Origin of the sequence: Actinomycetospora aurantiaca, from assembly GCF_037401875.1 — a bacterium.
Classification (GTDB): domain Bacteria; phylum Actinomycetota; class Actinomycetes; order Mycobacteriales; family Pseudonocardiaceae; genus Actinomycetospora; species Actinomycetospora aurantiaca.
In genome coordinates, this window is sequence record NZ_JBBEGN010000003.1 from 92,992 (window position 1) to 108,710 (window position 15,719).

14 protein-coding genes are annotated in these 15,719 nt (G+C 75.2%); 7 read left to right on the forward strand and 7 right to left on the reverse strand.

The features are described from left to right. Positions 1-2: 2 nt before the first annotated feature. The 5 genes from WCD74_RS08270 to WCD74_RS08290 all read left to right on the forward strand — a co-directional run bounded on the left by WCD74_RS08270 (position 3) and on the right by WCD74_RS08290 (position 5,357). A complete protein-coding gene (locus tag WCD74_RS08270; RefSeq protein WP_337694364.1) occupies positions 3-680 on the forward strand; it encodes a LysR substrate-binding domain-containing protein in 678 nt (225 codons plus the stop codon). A gap of 173 nt (positions 681-853) precedes the next feature. Beyond that, positions 854-1,627, forward strand: a complete 774-nt coding sequence (locus WCD74_RS08275; protein WP_337694365.1) for a cyclase family protein — start codon at positions 854-856, stop codon at positions 1,625-1,627. Next, complete coding sequence (locus tag WCD74_RS08280; RefSeq protein WP_337694366.1) at positions 1,627-3,267, forward strand: thiamine pyrophosphate-binding protein; 1,641 nt, start codon at positions 1,627-1,629, stop codon at positions 3,265-3,267. The genes WCD74_RS08275 and WCD74_RS08280 overlap by 1 nt, the downstream gene beginning before the upstream one ends. A 4-nt stretch (positions 3,268-3,271) precedes the next feature. Further along, entirely contained in the window at positions 3,272-4,051 is a 780-nt protein-coding gene (locus tag WCD74_RS08285) for an alpha/beta fold hydrolase (protein ID WP_337694367.1), read from the forward strand. A 157-nt stretch (positions 4,052-4,208) separates the two neighbouring features. After that, positions 4,209-5,357 (forward strand): FAD-dependent oxidoreductase, encoded by a 1,149-nt coding sequence (locus WCD74_RS08290; protein ID WP_337694368.1) that lies wholly within the window; start codon positions 4,209-4,211, stop codon positions 5,355-5,357. A gap of 6 nt (positions 5,358-5,363) precedes the next feature. On the opposite strand, the gene couO is transcribed toward WCD74_RS08290, so the two are convergent. Further along, positions 5,364-6,239, reverse strand: a complete 876-nt coding sequence (gene couO / locus WCD74_RS08295) for a 4-hydroxyphenyl-beta-ketoacyl-CoA hydrolase (protein WP_337694369.1) — start codon at positions 6,237-6,239, stop codon at positions 5,364-5,366. A gap of 78 nt (positions 6,240-6,317) precedes the next feature. Between couO and WCD74_RS08300 the strand changes: the two genes are divergently transcribed. Continuing rightward, entirely contained in the window at positions 6,318-6,644 is a 327-nt protein-coding gene (locus tag WCD74_RS08300; protein WP_337694370.1) for a YnfA family protein, read from the forward strand. 5 nt (positions 6,645-6,649) lie between these two features. Here the strand turns inward: WCD74_RS08300 and WCD74_RS08305 are convergent, their stop codons facing one another. From WCD74_RS08305 to WCD74_RS08330, 6 genes are all read right to left on the reverse strand, one after another. Continuing rightward, the gene (locus WCD74_RS08305) at positions 6,650-7,687 is read right to left on the reverse strand and encodes an SDR family oxidoreductase (RefSeq protein ID WP_337694371.1); all 1,038 of its coding nucleotides are present in this window, start codon (positions 7,685-7,687) and stop codon (positions 6,650-6,652) included. 107 nt (positions 7,688-7,794) lie between these two features. Beyond that, complete coding sequence (locus WCD74_RS08310) at positions 7,795-8,754, reverse strand: SDR family oxidoreductase (protein WP_337694372.1); 960 nt, start codon at positions 8,752-8,754, stop codon at positions 7,795-7,797. Between the two features lie 27 nt (positions 8,755-8,781). Next, positions 8,782-9,432 (reverse strand): DUF3159 domain-containing protein, encoded by a 651-nt coding sequence (locus WCD74_RS08315; RefSeq protein ID WP_337694373.1) that lies wholly within the window; start codon positions 9,430-9,432, stop codon positions 8,782-8,784. A gap of 447 nt (positions 9,433-9,879) precedes the next feature. Then, the gene (locus WCD74_RS08320; protein WP_337694374.1) at positions 9,880-10,122 is read right to left on the reverse strand and encodes a hypothetical protein; all 243 of its coding nucleotides are present in this window, start codon (positions 10,120-10,122) and stop codon (positions 9,880-9,882) included. Positions 10,123-10,142: 20 nt separating this feature from the next. Then, positions 10,143-11,729, reverse strand: coding sequence for an alpha/beta hydrolase (locus WCD74_RS08325; protein ID WP_337694375.1), 1,587 nt, complete (start codon positions 11,727-11,729; stop codon positions 10,143-10,145). A 34-nt stretch (positions 11,730-11,763) separates the two neighbouring features. Beyond that, on the reverse strand, positions 11,764-12,756 hold the full coding sequence (locus WCD74_RS08330) for a CPBP family intramembrane glutamic endopeptidase (protein ID WP_337694376.1): 993 nt from the start codon (positions 12,754-12,756) through the stop codon (positions 11,764-11,766). A 219-nt stretch (positions 12,757-12,975) separates the two neighbouring features. Between WCD74_RS08330 and WCD74_RS08335 the strand changes: the two genes are divergently transcribed. Next, the gene (locus WCD74_RS08335) at positions 12,976-15,717 is read left to right on the forward strand and encodes a helix-turn-helix transcriptional regulator (protein WP_337694377.1); all 2,742 of its coding nucleotides are present in this window, start codon (positions 12,976-12,978) and stop codon (positions 15,715-15,717) included. The last annotated feature ends 2 nt before the right edge of the window (positions 15,718-15,719 follow it).

Consider the following 15,719-nt stretch of genomic DNA (forward strand, 5'->3'; position numbering starts at 1 on the left):
GCATGAGCGACCCGGAGCAGGACGCCGTGACCGCATCGCAGGACCCGTACCCCTCGGCCGAGGTGGTGGCCGTGGCGGCGAGCAGCATCCCGGGCGAGTTCCTCGTGCCCGACCTCGTCGCGACGTTCGGCGACCGGCAGCCCGAGTTCCGGGTCGCAGTCGAGGACACCGACTCGGCAGGGGTGTTCGCGGCGCTGCGCGACGGCCGCGCGGAGGTCGGTCTCGCCGGTGTGGAGCCCGACGGGGACGACCTCGAGGCCGAGGTCGTGGGCGCCGACGAGATCGTGCTCGCGGTACCGCGCGGCCACGATCTCGACGGCGGGTCGGTGACCGTCGAGCAGCTGGCCGCGACGGCGCTGGTGGAGCGCGAGGAGGGGTCCGGGACGCGGCGCTCGTTCGCCGACGCCCTGGTCGATCGCGGCACCCCGTTGATCTCCGAACAGGAGTGGACGATCCGCGACACCAACGCGGGCGTGCTCGAGGCGGTGGCCGCCCGCGAGGGCGTCGGGGTGATCAGTGCGTGGGCGCTGTCGGAGCACGGTGACGATGACGTCCGCGCGGTGCGGCTCGACGGCGGCCCGATCGAGCGTTGCCTCTACCTCGTCCTCCGCCGCGACGACGACCTCGGGCCGGCCGCGACGACCTTCGTCGCGTGGGCGCGGGAGCAGATGCGGACCTGATCGTGTCGGCCCCCAGGCCGGCTCATCCGTACCGGAGGATCGAGGCGGGTCTGGCGACCGTGTCCATCGGACCCGGTTGCGACGAGGGCCTCGGGGAGGTCACCCCGCCGTGGCGCGACCGTCGATCTCCACCTCGCAGGCATGATCGGGGGCCCCGACCCCGAGGAGAGCCCGTGTCCGTCCTGACCGCGTTCGCCGAGGCTCTGCGCTCCGGCGCCGTCGAGGTCGTCGACCTCACCACGCCGCTGCAGGAGTCCACGCCGATCCTGGAGCTCCCGGAGCCGTTCGCGAACACCTCGCGGTTCCGGCTCGAGGAGCTCTCGCGTTACGACGACCGCGGCCCGGCCTGGTACTGGAACGACATCCACACCGGCGAGCACACCGGCACCCATCTCGACGCCCCGAACCACTGGGTGACCGGTCGCGAGGGCCCGGACGTCTCGCAGGTGCCGATGTCGACGCTGGTCGCGCCGGCGGCGGTGATCGACATGAGCGCCGAGGTCGGGCAGGACCCGGACTTCCTGCTCGAGGTCGCGCACCTCGAGGCCTGGCAGGCCGAGCACGGGCCCCTTCCCGACGGCGGGTGGCTCCTCTACCGCACCGGGTGGGAGGCCCGGGGCGGCACGCAGGAGGAGTTCGTCAACGCCGACGAGGCCGGCCCGCACACCCCGGGGGTGTCCGCGGAGTGCGCGCGGTGGATCGCCCAGGAGTCGCCGCTGACCGGGTTCGGGGTGGAGACGGTCGGCACGGACGCCGGCGCGGCCGGTGGCTTCGATCCGCCGTTCTCCTGCCACCATTACCTGATGGGCGCGCACCGCTGGGGCCTGACGAGCCTGCGCAACCTCGGCCGCCTGCCCGCCACCGGCGCGGTGCTCGTGGTCAGCCCGCTGCCGATCGTCGGCGGCTCCGGGTCGCCCGCGCGGGTGCTGGCGCTGGTGGAGCGCTGATGACGACGGTCGGGGCGAGCGCAGCGACGGGGAGGACGGTCGCCGAGCAGGTCGGGACGCTGTTCGCGGAGCTCGGGATCGGGCAGGCGTTCGGGGTCGTCGGCAGCGGCAACTTCCATGTCACCAACGCCCTGCGTGCCGCGGGGGTGCCCTACATGGCGGCCCGCCACGAGGGCGGAGCCGCGACGATGGCGGACGCGTACGCCCGCACCTCCGGCGAGGTCACGGTGCTCACCGTGCACCAGGGGCCGGGCCTGACCAACGCCCTCACCGGGATCACCGAGGCGGCCAAGTCGCGGAGCCCGCTGCTGGTGCTGGCCGCGGACACCCCGGGCGCCCAGGTCCGCAACAACTTCCGCGTCGACCAGGACGCCCTCGTCCGCGCGGTCGGTGCGGTGCCCGAGCGGGTGCACTCGCCGGGTTCCGCCGTGGCCGACGTCGTCCGGGGCTACGGCATCGCCCGCGACCAGCGCCGCACCGTCGTGGTGAACCTGCCCCTGGACGTGCAGGCCGCACCCGCCGTCGAGGCCTCCCGCCCGCTCACGACGTGGCGCCCGCCCCGCCCGGACGTCGCCTCCGTCGCGGAGCTCGCCGCACTGCTCGACGGCGCCGAACGCCCGGTGTTCGTCGCCGGGCGCGGGGCCCGCGGCGCGCGGGGCGAGCTGGAGGCGCTCGCCGACCGCTGCGGCGCGCTGCTCGCGACGAGCGCGGTGGCGCACGGTCTGTTCACCGGGTCGCCGTGGTCGCTGGGCATCTCCGGCGGCTTCTCCACCTCGCCGGCCGCCGAGCTGATCGCGGACGCGGACCTGATCGTCGCCTGGGGTGCGTCCCTGACGATGTGGACGACCCGGCACGGCGAGCTCACCGCCGGTGCCACGCTGGTCCAGGTCGACGACACCCCTGAGGCGCTCGGCGCGAACCGGCCGCTCGCGCTCGGGGTGCTCGGCGACGTGGCGGCGACGGCGGCGGACGTGCTGGACGCCTGCGGGAAGACCACCGGCTACCGCAGCGCCAAGGTCGGCGAGCGGATTCGGGCCGAGGCCCGGCCCGCGGCCCCGGCCGAGGTCGTCGGGGACCGCATCGACCCGCGGGTCCTCTCCGCCGCCCTCGACGAGCTGCTGCCCGCCGAGCGCACGGTCGCCGTCGACTCCGGCAACTTCATGGGATATCCGGCGGCCTACCTGCAGGTTCCCGACGAGGCCGGGTTCTGCTTCACCCAGGGCTTCCAGTCGATCGGCCTGGGGCTCGCGACCGGGATCGGTGCGGCCCTCGCCCGGCCCGACCGGCTGACCGTCGCAGCGTGCGGGGACGGCGGGTTCCTCATGGGCATCAGCGAGCTGGAGACCGCGGCCCGACTCGGGCTCGGGATGGTGGTCGTGGTCTACGACGACGCCGGGTACGGCGCCGAGTTCCACCACTTCGCCGACGCCGACCACGCGACCGTCCGCTTCCCGGACACCGACCTCGCCGCGATCGCCCGGGGCTACGGGTGCGACGCGGCGGTGGTCCGCTCGACGGCCGACCTGGCGGTGCTCGGAACCTGGCTCGACGGACCCCGGGACCGCCCGCTCGTGCTCGACGCCAAGGTGGTCGCGGACGAGCCGTCGTGGTGGCTGGCCGAGGCGTTCAAGGGACACTGACGGGATGGACGAGGTGCGGGTGGTGGGCCGGTCCGGGCCGGCGGTGCTCCTGCTGCCCGGGGGCGCGGAGTCGGCCGACGGCTTCTTCCCGGGTCTGGTCGAGGGGCTGGTGGCCGACCCCGGGTGCCGGGTGCTGCTCCACGACCGGCCCGGCACCGGACGCGCGACGACGACCGGTCGTCTCGACGGCGCGGCGGAGCACCTCGCACGGGTGACGCGGGACCACGGCCCGGTGGTCGTCGTCGGGCAGAGCCTGGGTGGAGCGGTCGCGACCCTGTTCGCGCGCGACCATCCCGAGCTGGTCGCCGCCCTGGTCCTGCTCGACCCGACCCCGATCAACGCCCCGCGGGTCTGCACCCGCCTCGAGCGCACGATGCAGGCTCTCGGGGTGCTGTGCCGGGTCCCGGTGCTCCACCGGCTCCTCGCCCGCGCGCTCCGGGCCCAGCTCGCCCGCGAACGCCGCCGGCTCGACCTGCGCCCGGACTGCGCGGAGGCGCACGAGCGGATCAGCGACGCGGACCTCCCGACCCTGGCCCGCTCGGTGGAGGGGCTCGCGTCCCTCTCGCGCGGCTTCCGCGAGGCGGACCTGCCGTCGCCACCCGCCGTCGTCGTGACCGCGGACCGGAAGCCGGGGCACCCGATCCGTCAGGCCCACGAGCGCCTGGCGGCAGCCCTCGGCGCGCAGGTCGTGAGGTGGCTCGGAGCGGGCCACGACCTGCACCTCGACCATCCCGACGAGACCCTGGCGGTCGTCCGCGAGGTGGCTGCGACCCCGCTTCGCTAGTCCGAGCGCTGTGATCCGGGACCGATTGCCGCGGCGCGCCGGATCGGACTACCGTCCGGCCCGTCGCGAAAAACGGCGCCCTCCCCGGGCGTCGCGTACACATCGGGCAGCTCCTGCCCGGTCAGCGTCCCACTGCTGACCGACCGAGGAGTGCTCCGTGCCGCAGACCATGCCGCAGACCATGCCGCCGACCATCGCCGTCGTCGGGGCCGGGCTCGGCGGGCTGATGCTCGCCCGCGTGCTCCAGGCCCACGGCGTCGCCGTGACGGTCCACGAGGCCGAGGCCTCGGCGGCCGCCCGCGCCCAGGGCGGCCTGCTCGACATCCACGAGGAGACCGGGCAGGTCGCGCTGCGCGCCGCCGGTCTGCACGACGCGTTCCTCGGCCTGGTCCGCCCGGGCGAGGACGCCAAGCGCGTGGTCGACCGGCACGGCACGGTGCTGCTCGACCGTCCCGGCGATCCCGACCCGTCGCGCCCGGAGGTCGACCGGGGTGAGCTCCGGTCCCTGCTGATCTCCTCGCTCGCCCCCGGCACGATCGCGTGGGGCCACGCGCTCGTCTCCGTCCGCCCCGGTCGCGACGGCGGGTCCGAGCTCGCGTTCGCGGACGGGTCCACCGCGCGGGCCGACGTCGTCGTCGGCGCGGACGGGGCCTGGTCGCGGGTGCGCCCCCTGCTGACCCCGGCGACGCCGGTCTACAGCGGGACGTCGTTCATCGAGGTCGCCGTCGACGCCGGTGCCGCCGAGCACCGGGAGAGCGTCGAGACGATCGGGCGCGGCACGCTCATGGCGGTCGAGCCGGGCCGGGGCATGATGATCCACCGCTACGCGGACGGGCGGGTGCGTGGCTACGTGGCCCTCACCCGGCCCGAGGAGTGGGTGCGGGCGATCGACCTCGACGACCGGCCGGCCGGCCTGCGACGCATCGCCGCCGAGTTCGACGGCTGGTCCCCGCTGCTGACCGCCTTCGTCACCGGGAGCGTCGCCGTCCCGTGGCTCCGCCCGATCCACGCCCTGCCGGTCGGGCTCACGTGGGACCGGGTGCCCGGCGTGACGCTCGTCGGGGACGCCGCGCACCTGATGTCCCCGTTCGCGGGCGAGGGCGCGAACGTCGCGATGCTGGACGCGGCGGAGCTGGCGACCGAGCTGGTCACCCGACCCGACGTCGGGACCGCGCTCGCCGCCTACGAGGAGCGCCTGTTCCCGCGGAGCGCGGAGGTCGCGGGCCGCTCGGCGCGGAACCTGGAGCAGTTCTTCGGACCGGGAGCCCCGCACAGTGTGGTCGCGCTGTTCGGCGGCGCCTCCTAGTGCTTCCTACGCCGAGGCCCCGAGGCCGAGCATGCGCACGGCGTTGTCCTTGAGGATCAGCGGCCGCACCTCGTCCTTGATCTCGAGGGTGTCGAAGTCCGCCCGCCAACGGTCGGGGGTGATCACCGGGAAGTCGGAGCCGAAGAGGACCTTGCGCCTGAGCATGGTGTTCGCGGCGCGCACCAGCTGGGGTGGGAAGTACTTCGGCGACCAGCCGGACAGGTCGATGTAGACGTTGGCCTTGTGCGTGGCGATCGAGATCGCCTCGTCCTGCCAGGGCACGGAGGGGTGGGCGAGGACGACGGTGAGCGTCGGGAAGTCCGCGGCCACGTCGTCGAGGTACATCGGGTTCGAGTACCGCAGCTTGATGCCCCGCCCGCCGGGCAACCCCGCGCCGATCCCGGTCTGCCCGGTGTGGAACAGGGCCGGGACGCCGAGCTCGGCGATCGCCTCGTAGAGCGGGTAGAAGCGGACGTCGTTCGGCTCGAACTCCTGCATGCTCGGGTGGAACTTGAAGCCGCGCACGCCGTGCTCGGTGACCAGGCGGCGTGCCCGGGCCACCGCGGCCTTCCCGCCGTGCGGGTCGACCGAGCCGAACGGGATGAGGACGTCCGGGTGCTCCGCGGCGCGGTCGGCGATCTCCTCGCTGGACAGCGGCGGGTGCCCGGTGCCCGCGGGCGCCTCGACGGTGAAGACGACCGCCGCGGTCCGCCGCGCCCGGTAGTGCTCGGCGATGGTCTCCACGGTCGGCGTGCGGTCCTGGTCGGGGTGGAAGTACTTCGCCGACGCGTCGAGCAGTTCCTGGTCGAGCGAGGTGCAGCCGTGGCCGTCCTGCTCGACGTGGACGTGCACGTCGACGGCATCGAGGGCGTTCACGTCCACGGGGCCTCCCGGGGTCGGGTCGTGCGGGGTCACGACCAGGTGTACCCGGAGGTCTAGCGTCGGGCGCGTGGACGGCTCATGACCCTGCGCTCGCTGGCCCTCTTCGTGGTGGCCGCCCTGTTCGAGATCGGGGGCGCCTGGCTGGTGTGGCAGAGCGTCCGCGAGGGCCGGGCGTGGTGGCTCGCCGGCCTGGGCGTCATCGCCCTCGGGCTGTACGGGTTCGCCGCCGCGCTGCAGCCCGAGGCCCAGTTCGGCCGCATCCTCGCCGCCTACGGCGGCGTCTTCGTCGCCGGGTCCCTGCTCTGGGGGGTCCTCCTCGACGGCTACCGGCCCGACCGCTTCGACGTCATCGGCGCCCTCGTCTGCCTCGTCGGCGTCGCCGTGATCATGTACGCGCCGCGCTGACCGGCTCAGGTCGTCGTCACGAGATCCTTCTCGACCAGGCTCCGCCCCGCAGCGACGATCGCCTCCTGCGGGTCGCGCGGCCGCCAGTCCAACCGCTGCCGGGCGCGCTCGTTCGAGACCTTCTTGACGTGGCCCAGCTCGGCCGCCGCGGTGCGGAGCTCCGTCGAGAACAGCGCTCCCGCCCGGACGACGAGGTTCGGGATGGTCCGGGTCGGCACGCGGGAGGCCGCGTCGCCGAGCTGTTCCCGCAGGATCGCGCCGATCCGGCGCATCGGGATCGCGTCCCCGGTCGAGAGGAGGAACCGCCGGCCGGCCGCGTCCGGCGCGGTCATGCCGCTGACGTGCGCGCTCGCCACGTCCCGGACGTCCACCACCGGGATGGCGATGTCCGGGTAGCCCGGCAACGCCCCGGCGAGCATGCGCCGGACGAGCTGGTTGGACCCGGAGATGTCCCGACCCAGCACCGGGCCCATGACGGCGACCGGCAGCATCGTCGTGAGCTCGAGGTCCTCGCCCTCGACGAACTCCCACGCCGCGCGCTCGGCGAGGGTCTTGCTCCGCCCGTAGGCGTCCATCCCCGGGCCGTCGAGCACGGACCAGTCGTCCTCAGTGAACGTGTGGTCGGTGCGCGGATGGCCGAAGCCGACCGCGTGGAAGGCGGACGTGAGCACCACCCGCCGCACCCCGCCGTCGCGCGCGGCACGCAGGACGCGCAGCGTGCCCTCGCGGGCGGGCCGGATGACGTCGTCCTCGTTCCCGACATGGCCCGGCGCGACCGGCGAGGCGACGTGCAGCACGACGTCGCAGCCCGCGACCGCCTCCGCCCACCCGGCGTCGTCGGTGAGGTCGGCGGCGACGAAGGTCAGGTGCTCGCCGTGCACCAGGCCCGCGTCGGTGAGCACGGCTCGGACCGTGTCCTGCTTGGCGAGGGAACGCACCGTCGTCCGGACGAGGTGGCCCTGCTCGAGGAGCTGCAGGATGCAGTGCCCGGCGATGAAGCCGGACCCGCCGGTCACGAGGACGCGCTGCTGCGGGGTGGTCATGGTGCTCCGGGGATCGACGGTCGGGGACGGGAGCGATCCTCCGCTCGACGCCGGGACGGGCCCAGAGGCCGGGTCAGCCGTAGGTCCGGCAGTCCCAGCTTCCGGGCTCAGCCCTGTCGGGCGCCGGGGGCGCCGGCGTCGAGGGGCACCCCGGTCAGCTCCTGCGAGACCTCCCAGACGCGCGCCGCCTCCTCGGCGCTGCGCAGCGGGCGGTAGAGGCGCTGCTCGGCGGGGGCGCCGCGCACCTGGCCGAGCCCGTTCGGCCCGTAGAACCCGCCGTCGTGGACCTCGGGGGAGGTCGCCGCGTACAGGGCGGGGAGCAGGGCGGTCCCGACGGTGCCCGCGAGGCCCCACCGCGACAGGGTCCGGATGACCGCGATCTGCGGGGTGTCCCGGTCGCGACCGACCTCCGGGCGCGCGGCGAGCAGGTTCGTCGGGACGACACCGGGGTGCGAGAGGGTGCTGGTGATGCCCCACCCGCCGGCCCGGCTCCGTCGGCCCAGCTCGAGCGCGAAGAGCCCGAAGGCGATCTTCGACTGGGCGTAGGCGGCCCCGCCGTCGTAGGAGCGCTCCAACTGCAGGTCGTCCCAGTGGATCGACCCCGAGCGCGCGGCGATGCTGAGCTGCGAGGTCACCCGTGCCCGGCCGGCGCGGAGCAGCGGCAGCAGGTGGGCGACGAGGGCGACGTGGCCCAGGTGGTTCGTCCCGAACTGCAGCTCGAAGCCGTCCGCCGTGGTCTGCCGGTCGGGTGGGGTCATGACGCCGGCGTTGTTGACCAGCAGGTGGATCGGACGGCCCTCGGCCCGCAGCGCGGCGCCGAGCGCGGCGACGGACGCGAGCGAGGACAGGTCGAGCTCACGGAGCGAGACCTCTGCGCCGGGGGTGCGCTCGCGGATCGCGGCGACGGCGGCCTGCCCCTTGCGCGGATTCCGGACGGGCAGGACGAGCTCGGCTCCGGCGGCGGCGAGCCGCGCGGCCAGGCCCAGTCCGACGCCGTCGCTGGCGCCGGTGACGACGGCGCGACGGCCGGTGAGGTCGGGAACGGAGATGTCGGGTGTGCGGGACATGGTGGGTCTCCTTCGGACTAACGAGGGTCAGGCGAGGGCGGGGGAGGCGGGGGAGATCGCGCGGCGGGCCGCGACGAGGGTGACGGCGGCCAGGACGGCGAACACGGGCGCGGCGGCGACACCGAGCGCGGCCAGGACGGCGGGCTGGTCGGCGGCGTAGGCGACGCCCCGCGCGCCGAGGTTCACGGCGTGGATCGCGACGCCGGCCAGCGTGCTCAGCGTGTAGACCCGCAGCAGCCGCGGGTCGTCGCGCCAGTCGGCGGGTCCGCCGGCGAGGCGGTTCAGGACGATCCCGATGACGGGGCGGCGCACGAGCACCGAGCCGAGGAACACCACCCCGAGGGCGGCCGGGATCAGTGTGGGCAGCAGGAAGAACGCCCGGGCCTCACCGGAGAGGGCGGCGACGGCGGCGCACACGCCCGCGACGGCGAGGCCGACCACGGCGCCGCGGAGCGACTCGCGCCGGGCGAGCCGGATGCCGAACGCGACCGGAGCGGCCACGGCGAGGGCGACGAAGGCCCAGGTCAGACCAGCGAGGGCGTCGGCGACGACGAACGCGACGGCCGGTGTGGCCGCGATCAGGATGCCCGTCACGCCGCCCGAACGGGCGAGGCTCCCGCGCAGCGCCCCGGCGAGCGTCGTGCCTTCGTCGACGGCGGGTGGGGTGTCGTCCGGCATGGGCGCTCCTTCGATCGGGATGGCGACACCGTCGACGGTGGCCCGTGATCGAAGGGACAACCACGGCCTGCCGATCCGTGGCTGCGCGGGCCGCCCCGGCGCTGAGAGGGGGATCGACGATCCGTGGTCCGGATCCCGTGATCACCGGTAGGAACGGGCAGCAGTCCAGGAGAGGGCGGACCCCGTGATCGGCCTTCCCGCAGCACTCCGTACCCGCTGATCGTCGGCGCCGCCATGGCCGGGCCGACGTCAGTGGCGCCGTGCAGTCCCAGGAGGGCGCGGCGCCACTGACCACGGTCGGCGACGCGGCCGACGGGCGAGTGCGTGCCTCCGACCGCTCAGTGCAGGGAGGGCGCCACGGGAAACGGCAGCCCACAGATCGCGACGCGGTGATCGACGAGCCCTCCCGGTACCCGCTCACCCATGCGGACCGCCGCAGGTACTCGCTCAGCAGACGAGGCCCGCCGCGCAGCTCGTCGGGTAGGTGGTCGGTGGCGTGGTCGGTCTCGTCGGCTCGGTCGGGCGGGTGGTGCGCGTGGGCTCGACACGGTGGCTCTCCGTGGCGTGCTCGGAGGAGGACCGGGGCTCCGGGGCGGAGGAGCCGCCCGACCCGCCGTCGCACCCGGCGAGGACGCCCAGCACGAACACGGCGGCGGCGAGGACGACGACGGGGCGGGTGCGGTGCGGCACGGGGGACTCTCTCCTCGGGGTCACGGCGTCGCGCCGAACGGGGTGGCGTCCTGGCGGCAGACCGTGCCCGGGCGGGGCAGCGTCCCGTCCACCAGGTAGGCGCGTTCGGCGTCGGGCGCACACCGGCTGGGGTTGAGCAGGGACGTGTGGCCGTAGCCGACCACCGTGAGGAGCCGCGCGTTGCGGAGCTCGGTCGACATCAGCACGGAGTTCTGGAAGGGCGTCGACGGGTCGCGGGTGGGTCCGAGGACGAGGATCGGTGCCTGGTTGCGGTTGAACGGCCCCCGGTAGGGGTCGGCGGCCCGCACCGGCCACGTCGAGCACGGCTCGTCGCCCCACACCGCGTTGAGGCCGAAGGGCCCGTTCGCGGCCTGCGACACGCGCGCCAGCGGACCGAACAGACCCGGCGGGGGGACCGCCGCGTCGCCGCACGTCACCGCGTAGCCCTGCTCGGGGCCGTCGTAGGAGCTCGGCGGAGGCAGCGGCCCGTCGGGACCGACCGGCGGCAGGGGTGCGTCCCGTGCGTCCCAGATCGCCTTGAGCCCGGCGGCCACCCCGGCCCACCCGGCCGACCCGCCGCCGGACACCGGGCTCGTGAAGGGGAAGGCGATGTCGAGGCCGTTCGAGATCCGGGAGACGAGCGCCGGCCCGGTGATGAGCTCGTTCCGCGGGGCGAACCAGATCGGACCCTTCTGCAGGCGTGCGAGCAACTGGTTCCACCGCTCGACGGTGGCCTGCGGTGAACCCATCGAGAAGGCGCACCGGGACGTGTCCACCTGCCCGCACAACCGCAGCAGGTCGCCGAACACCGAGCTCGCGCCGGCGTCGGACCCGACGCGCATCGAGATGCTGCGGGTGGTCACCGGGAGGTTCCGGTCGGTCCACGCCGACGGGGCGAGGTTCCCGTCGAGCACCATCGCGCGGACCTTGTCGGGGAACATGTTCGCGTACGTGGCGCCGAGGAAGGTGCCGTAGGAGAGCCCGAGGTAGGTCAGCTTCGCGTCGCCGACGGCCTGCCGGAGCAGGTCGAGGTCGCGGGCGGTGTCCGCGGTGTTCGAGTGCTCGAGCAGAGCGCGGTCCCGCGCCGCACACGCCTGCCCGAACCGGCGCCAGGTGTCGACGTAGGCCGTGGCCTGCGCCGGCGTCGTCGGGTAGTCGGCGGAGTCGCCGAGGAAGCGGCCCTCGGCCTCCTGGCTGTCGAAGCACTGCACCGCGGTGCTCTCCCCGACGCCGCGCGGGTCCCAGGAGACGAGGTCGAACCGGTCCGCCAGCCCGGCGGGCACGAGGTTCACCCAGGAGGTGATCTGTCCGGTGCCCGTCCCGCCCGGTCCGCCCGGGTTGAGGAAGAGCGAGCCGATCCGCGGGCCGGTCGCGGGCTTGCGGACGACGGCGAGCGAGATCGTCCGCCCGCGCGGGTCGCGGTGGTCCAACGGCACGGTCGCCGTCGCGCACTGGAAGCCGGCCTGGGCGGGCGGAGAACCGTCGTCGCACTTCCCCCACGCCAGGGGCGGGACGGCGGGCCCCGGCGGGGGTGCGGCCCACCCGGTGCCGGTGAGCACGGCGGCGAGCAGGGTGGCGACGGCGGTCACGAGCAGCGCTCGCGTCATCGGGGTCCTCTCCCGGAACAGGGGCGCGGGGCGGTCAGGCCGACGGCCCGGGCGTCGAGCCCTCGGGTCGGGCGGGAGCACGCCCGCCACGGGGAGCGGCGGCCGTGACGGGGTCGAGGTCGCGCGCCTCCTCCCAGGTGTCGCGGTAGGCGCCGTACCCCAGGCGGGCGCGGGTCGCGACCAGCAGGACGATCATGATCACGACGGCCGCGAGCAGGAGGCCGATCCCGTTCGCGAGCTGGGCGGAGTCGGGGTCGATCACGCCGCGCTCGCCGAGCCGGGTCATGTAGGTCTGGGTCCCGTCGACCGAGCCGTGCAGCATGATCACCAGCAGCAGGCTCGCCCGGGTGTGGTTCGACAGCCAGGTGAACAGGAACGTCATCGCCGTCGTCAGGACGGAGAAGATGATCAGGGACTGGAGCCCCGCGGCCAGGTCGGACCCGAACCACATCGGGGCGTAGAGGAAGAAGTGCCAGGCGCTCCACAGGAGCCCGAGCACCAGCGTGCCCCTGGCCGGGCCGAGCCGGTACTGCATCCGCGGCAGCGCGAACCCGCGCCAGCCCGACTCCTCGAACAGCGGCCCGAAGACGAAGTGCGCGAGGTAGGCCAACGGGTACGAGACGAGGGCCGCGGGCGTCAGCGCGAGCAGCGTGTCGGACGCGCCGAGCAGGGTCGCGACGATCATGCCGCCGACCGGCAGGGCGAGGATCGCCACCGCCCACCAGCCGATGCCGACCCGCCACGTCAGCAGACGTTCGCGGTAGCGGCGCAGGCCGTCGCGGCCCTCGGTCACCCAGATCATGAACACCGCGGTCCCCGTGACACCGACGGCGATCGCGGGGAGGACGGCGGGGTTCGGAGCCGCGGTGGACGGCTCGAACACCGGGAGCCCGAGGATCACCACCGGGCTCCACAGCAGCCACGTGACGGCGTAGGAGAGGACGAAGAAGGAGACGAGCGGGCGTCGTCGGAGGAGCTCGAGCGCCGGCGAGCGGCGCTCCTCCGGGGTGGACGAGGCAGCGGACATCGGATCCCCCGGGAGCGGCGAGCGCGAGGTCCGGCACTCGCCGGACCGCTTGATCGAAGCCGGTGTGTGGGCCGGGTGAGATCCCTCGAAGTGAGTAGTTCACGCGGTGTGCCACGTCGTGTCCGCACCGCGACCACGAGGCCCGTGCCCGGACGCGCGGTCCCGGGTAGCGTCCGATCCGCCCGGGAGAGAGGACACGTCGAACGACATGGCGCGTCGGTGGCGGCCCCATCGTCCGGGGCCGGACTGTCCCTGGTGTCCCGTCCCTCGTTGTGGACCCGCCTCGAGCAGGGGGCGCGGTCCTCGCTCACCACGGTCGTCGGTCCGCCCGGCGCCGGGAAGACGATGCTCGTCGCGGACTGGCTCGACCGGTCACCCGCGGCGCCCGCCCGCTCGGCGTGGCTGACCCTGGAGAGCGCCGACCGGGCGTCCGACGCGTTCTGGAGCGCGGTCCTCGACGCGCTGCGTGCCGTCGACGCCCTGCCCGACGGCTCCGCCCTCGCCGACCTCCGCCCGGCACCCGTCGTCGACGACGCCTTCGTCGACGCCCTGGTGGAGGGCCTCGCGGAGCTGCCGGCGCCGGTCGTCCTCGTCCTCGACGACGTGCACCGGCTCGGGACGACGCTGCCGACCGGCCTGGACGCGGTCCTCGCCACGACGGACGCGCTGCGGATCATCGCCCTGGGCCGGGGAGCACTGCCCGTCGCCCGGCCCCACCTCCTGCTCGCCGGTCGGCTGACGGAGATCGGGCCCACCGACCTGGCGTTCACCGCGGGGGAGATCGACGAGCTGTTCGCGGGCACCGGCGTCGCGCTCGACGGAGCCGCCCTGCACGCGGTGACCGAGCGGACCCACGGCTGGGCCGCTGCGGTCCGCGTGGCGGCGGTCCGCTGGGCCGAGGAGGGCGAACGCGGGCTGGCCCGGCTCGGGCACGACGGCCCGCTGGCGGACCTCCTCGCGGCGGAACTGCTGGACGGGCTCGACGACGAGCGGGACCTCCTCGTGCGGTGCGCCCCCGTCGCCGCGCTGACCGCGGAGCTCGCCGCGGTCCTCGACTCGGGGGAGGCGACGCCGTCGCAGGCGGCCGTCGAGCGTGCCCGGGACCGTCTCGAGCGCCTGGCCGACCGGCACGCCCTGGTCGCCCGGATGGCGCCGACCGGCTCCGCGCCCGGGACCACCTGGTACGCCTGCCACCCGCTGCTGCGCGACCTGCTGCGCACCCGGCTCGCCCAGGATCCCGCGGCGTTCCGGCGGGCGCACGTCCTCGCCGCCGCCTGGTCCGAGGACCGGGACCGTCCCATCGAGGCCCTCGAGCACGCGATCACCGCCGAGGACTGGTCGCTGGTCGCCGACATCGCAGTGCGCAGCGCTGCCGCACGATTCGTCGGGGAGGAGCGCACGGCACTGCTCGACGCCCTGGCCCGCATCCCGAGGGCCCGGGCCCAGGGCGACGTCGCGCTGACCACGGCACTCGCCGCGCTGGCCTACTGCCGGTTCGACGTCGACGACCTCGCCCGCCAGATCGCCGCCGCCGATGCGGCCCTGGCGACCGACGCCGGCGCCCCACCCGGCTCGGTGCGGCGGGGCTCGGCGCTCGTCGTCCTGCGGGTGGTCGAGGCGGCGCTCGCCAAACTCAGCGGCGACGCCGAGCGCATGCTCACCGCGGCCCGCGCGGCGGCGGCGGAGGTGGCCGCGCTCCCGGCCAGGGAGGTCCCGGGGTGGGCGGTCTACGAGGACGTCACCGAGGTCAACGTCGGCCTGGCCGAGATGTGGAGCGGCGCCTTCGACACGGGCAGCCGGCGGCTCGCCACGCGCACGGTCGTGGGGGCCGGCACCGCCACCTTCGGCCTGCACGCCGCCGGGCTCCGTGCCCTGGGCCTCGTCGTCGGCGGGCACCCGGTCGAGGCCGACCGGCTGGCCGAGCGTGCGCTGGAGCGGGCGCGGGGCCTGGGCTGGGACCACATGCCGACGACCGCGGCCGCCTGGGCCGCCGCGGCGCTGGCCGCGCTGGAACGCGGCGACCTCGTGGTGGCCGGGGCGTCCGTCGACGCCGTGCGGACGCTGTCCTCGCACCTCGGGGTCGACTGGCTGGTGCAGACCGCGATCGACCTCGCCGACGTCGGCGTCCACCTGCTCGGGCGGGACGTCGCCGCGGCCGCCGACGCGCTCGCGGGGGTCGACCGACGGATCTCCGCAGGGCGCTCGACCGGGATCCTGCCGACGTGGACCGACTACGTCGGTGCCCAGGTCGAGCTCGCGTCCGGCCACCCCGACGCGGTGCTCGCCCGCCCGGCCGTGACGCGGCGGCGTTCCGGGCGGAGATCCGAGTCCGGTGCCACGGAACTCTCCCTCGACGACCGCCTCGCCGGTCTCGCCGCCCGCGCCCTGCTCATGACGGGGGAGGCCGACGAGGCGGCCGCCGCGCTCACCGACGTGCGCCCCGCCGGCGACCTCGACCCCGTCACCCGGATCGAGACCGACCTGGCGCGAGCCGTCCTGTGGGGCACGACCGGCGGGTCGAAGGGGGCCGCCCGGACGCTCGCCGATGCGCTGCGCCGCGCCGGGGACCACTCCGTGCTCCGCCCGCTGCTCCTCGCCGAGCCCGCCCTCGCCTCGCTGCTCGACGACCACGTCCGGCGCGGGCCGCACGCGCCGGGGGCGTCCCGCGCCACCGTCGCGCTGGCGGCACGGGTGCGCCGGGCGCGCCCGGCCCCGCCCGCACCCGTCGTCGGGAACGACTCCGACCTGACCACCCGCGAACGGGAGGTCCTGCAGTACCTGCCCTCGTTGCTGACGGTCCCGCAGATCGCGGGACAGATGCACCTGACGGCGCACACCGTGCGCCACCACCTCAAGGGCCTCTACCGGAAGCTGGAGGCCGCGAACCGCCGGGAGGCGGTCGCGGCAGCCGTGGGCCGCGGGTTGATCACCGCGCCCACGGACCTCGACCGGCAGGTGTAGGG

Excerpts from the sequence above, each read along its gene's own strand:
- WCD74_RS08270 (WP_337694364.1), top strand. The coding sequence starts at position 3 with ATGAGCGACCCGGAGCAGGACGCCGTGACCGCATCGCAGGACCCGTAC.
- WCD74_RS08325 (WP_337694375.1), bottom strand. The coding sequence starts at position 11,729 with ATGACGCGAGCGCTGCTCGTGACCGCCGTCGCCACCCTGCTCGCCGCC.
- WCD74_RS08300 (WP_337694370.1), top strand. The coding sequence starts at position 6,318 with ATGACCCTGCGCTCGCTGGCCCTCTTCGTGGTGGCCGCCCTGTTCGAG.
- WCD74_RS08310 (WP_337694372.1), bottom strand. The coding sequence starts at position 8,754 with ATGTCCCGCACACCCGACATCTCCGTTCCCGACCTCACCGGCCGTCGC.
- WCD74_RS08305 (WP_337694371.1), bottom strand. The coding sequence starts at position 7,687 with ATGACCACCCCGCAGCAGCGCGTCCTCGTGACCGGCGGGTCCGGCTTC.
- WCD74_RS08285 (WP_337694367.1), top strand. The coding sequence starts at position 3,272 with ATGGACGAGGTGCGGGTGGTGGGCCGGTCCGGGCCGGCGGTGCTCCTG.
- WCD74_RS08280 (WP_337694366.1), top strand. The coding sequence starts at position 1,627 with ATGACGACGGTCGGGGCGAGCGCAGCGACGGGGAGGACGGTCGCCGAG.
- WCD74_RS08315 (WP_337694373.1), bottom strand. The coding sequence starts at position 9,432 with ATGCCGGACGACACCCCACCCGCCGTCGACGAAGGCACGACGCTCGCC.
- WCD74_RS08330 (WP_337694376.1), bottom strand. The coding sequence starts at position 12,756 with ATGTCCGCTGCCTCGTCCACCCCGGAGGAGCGCCGCTCGCCGGCGCTC.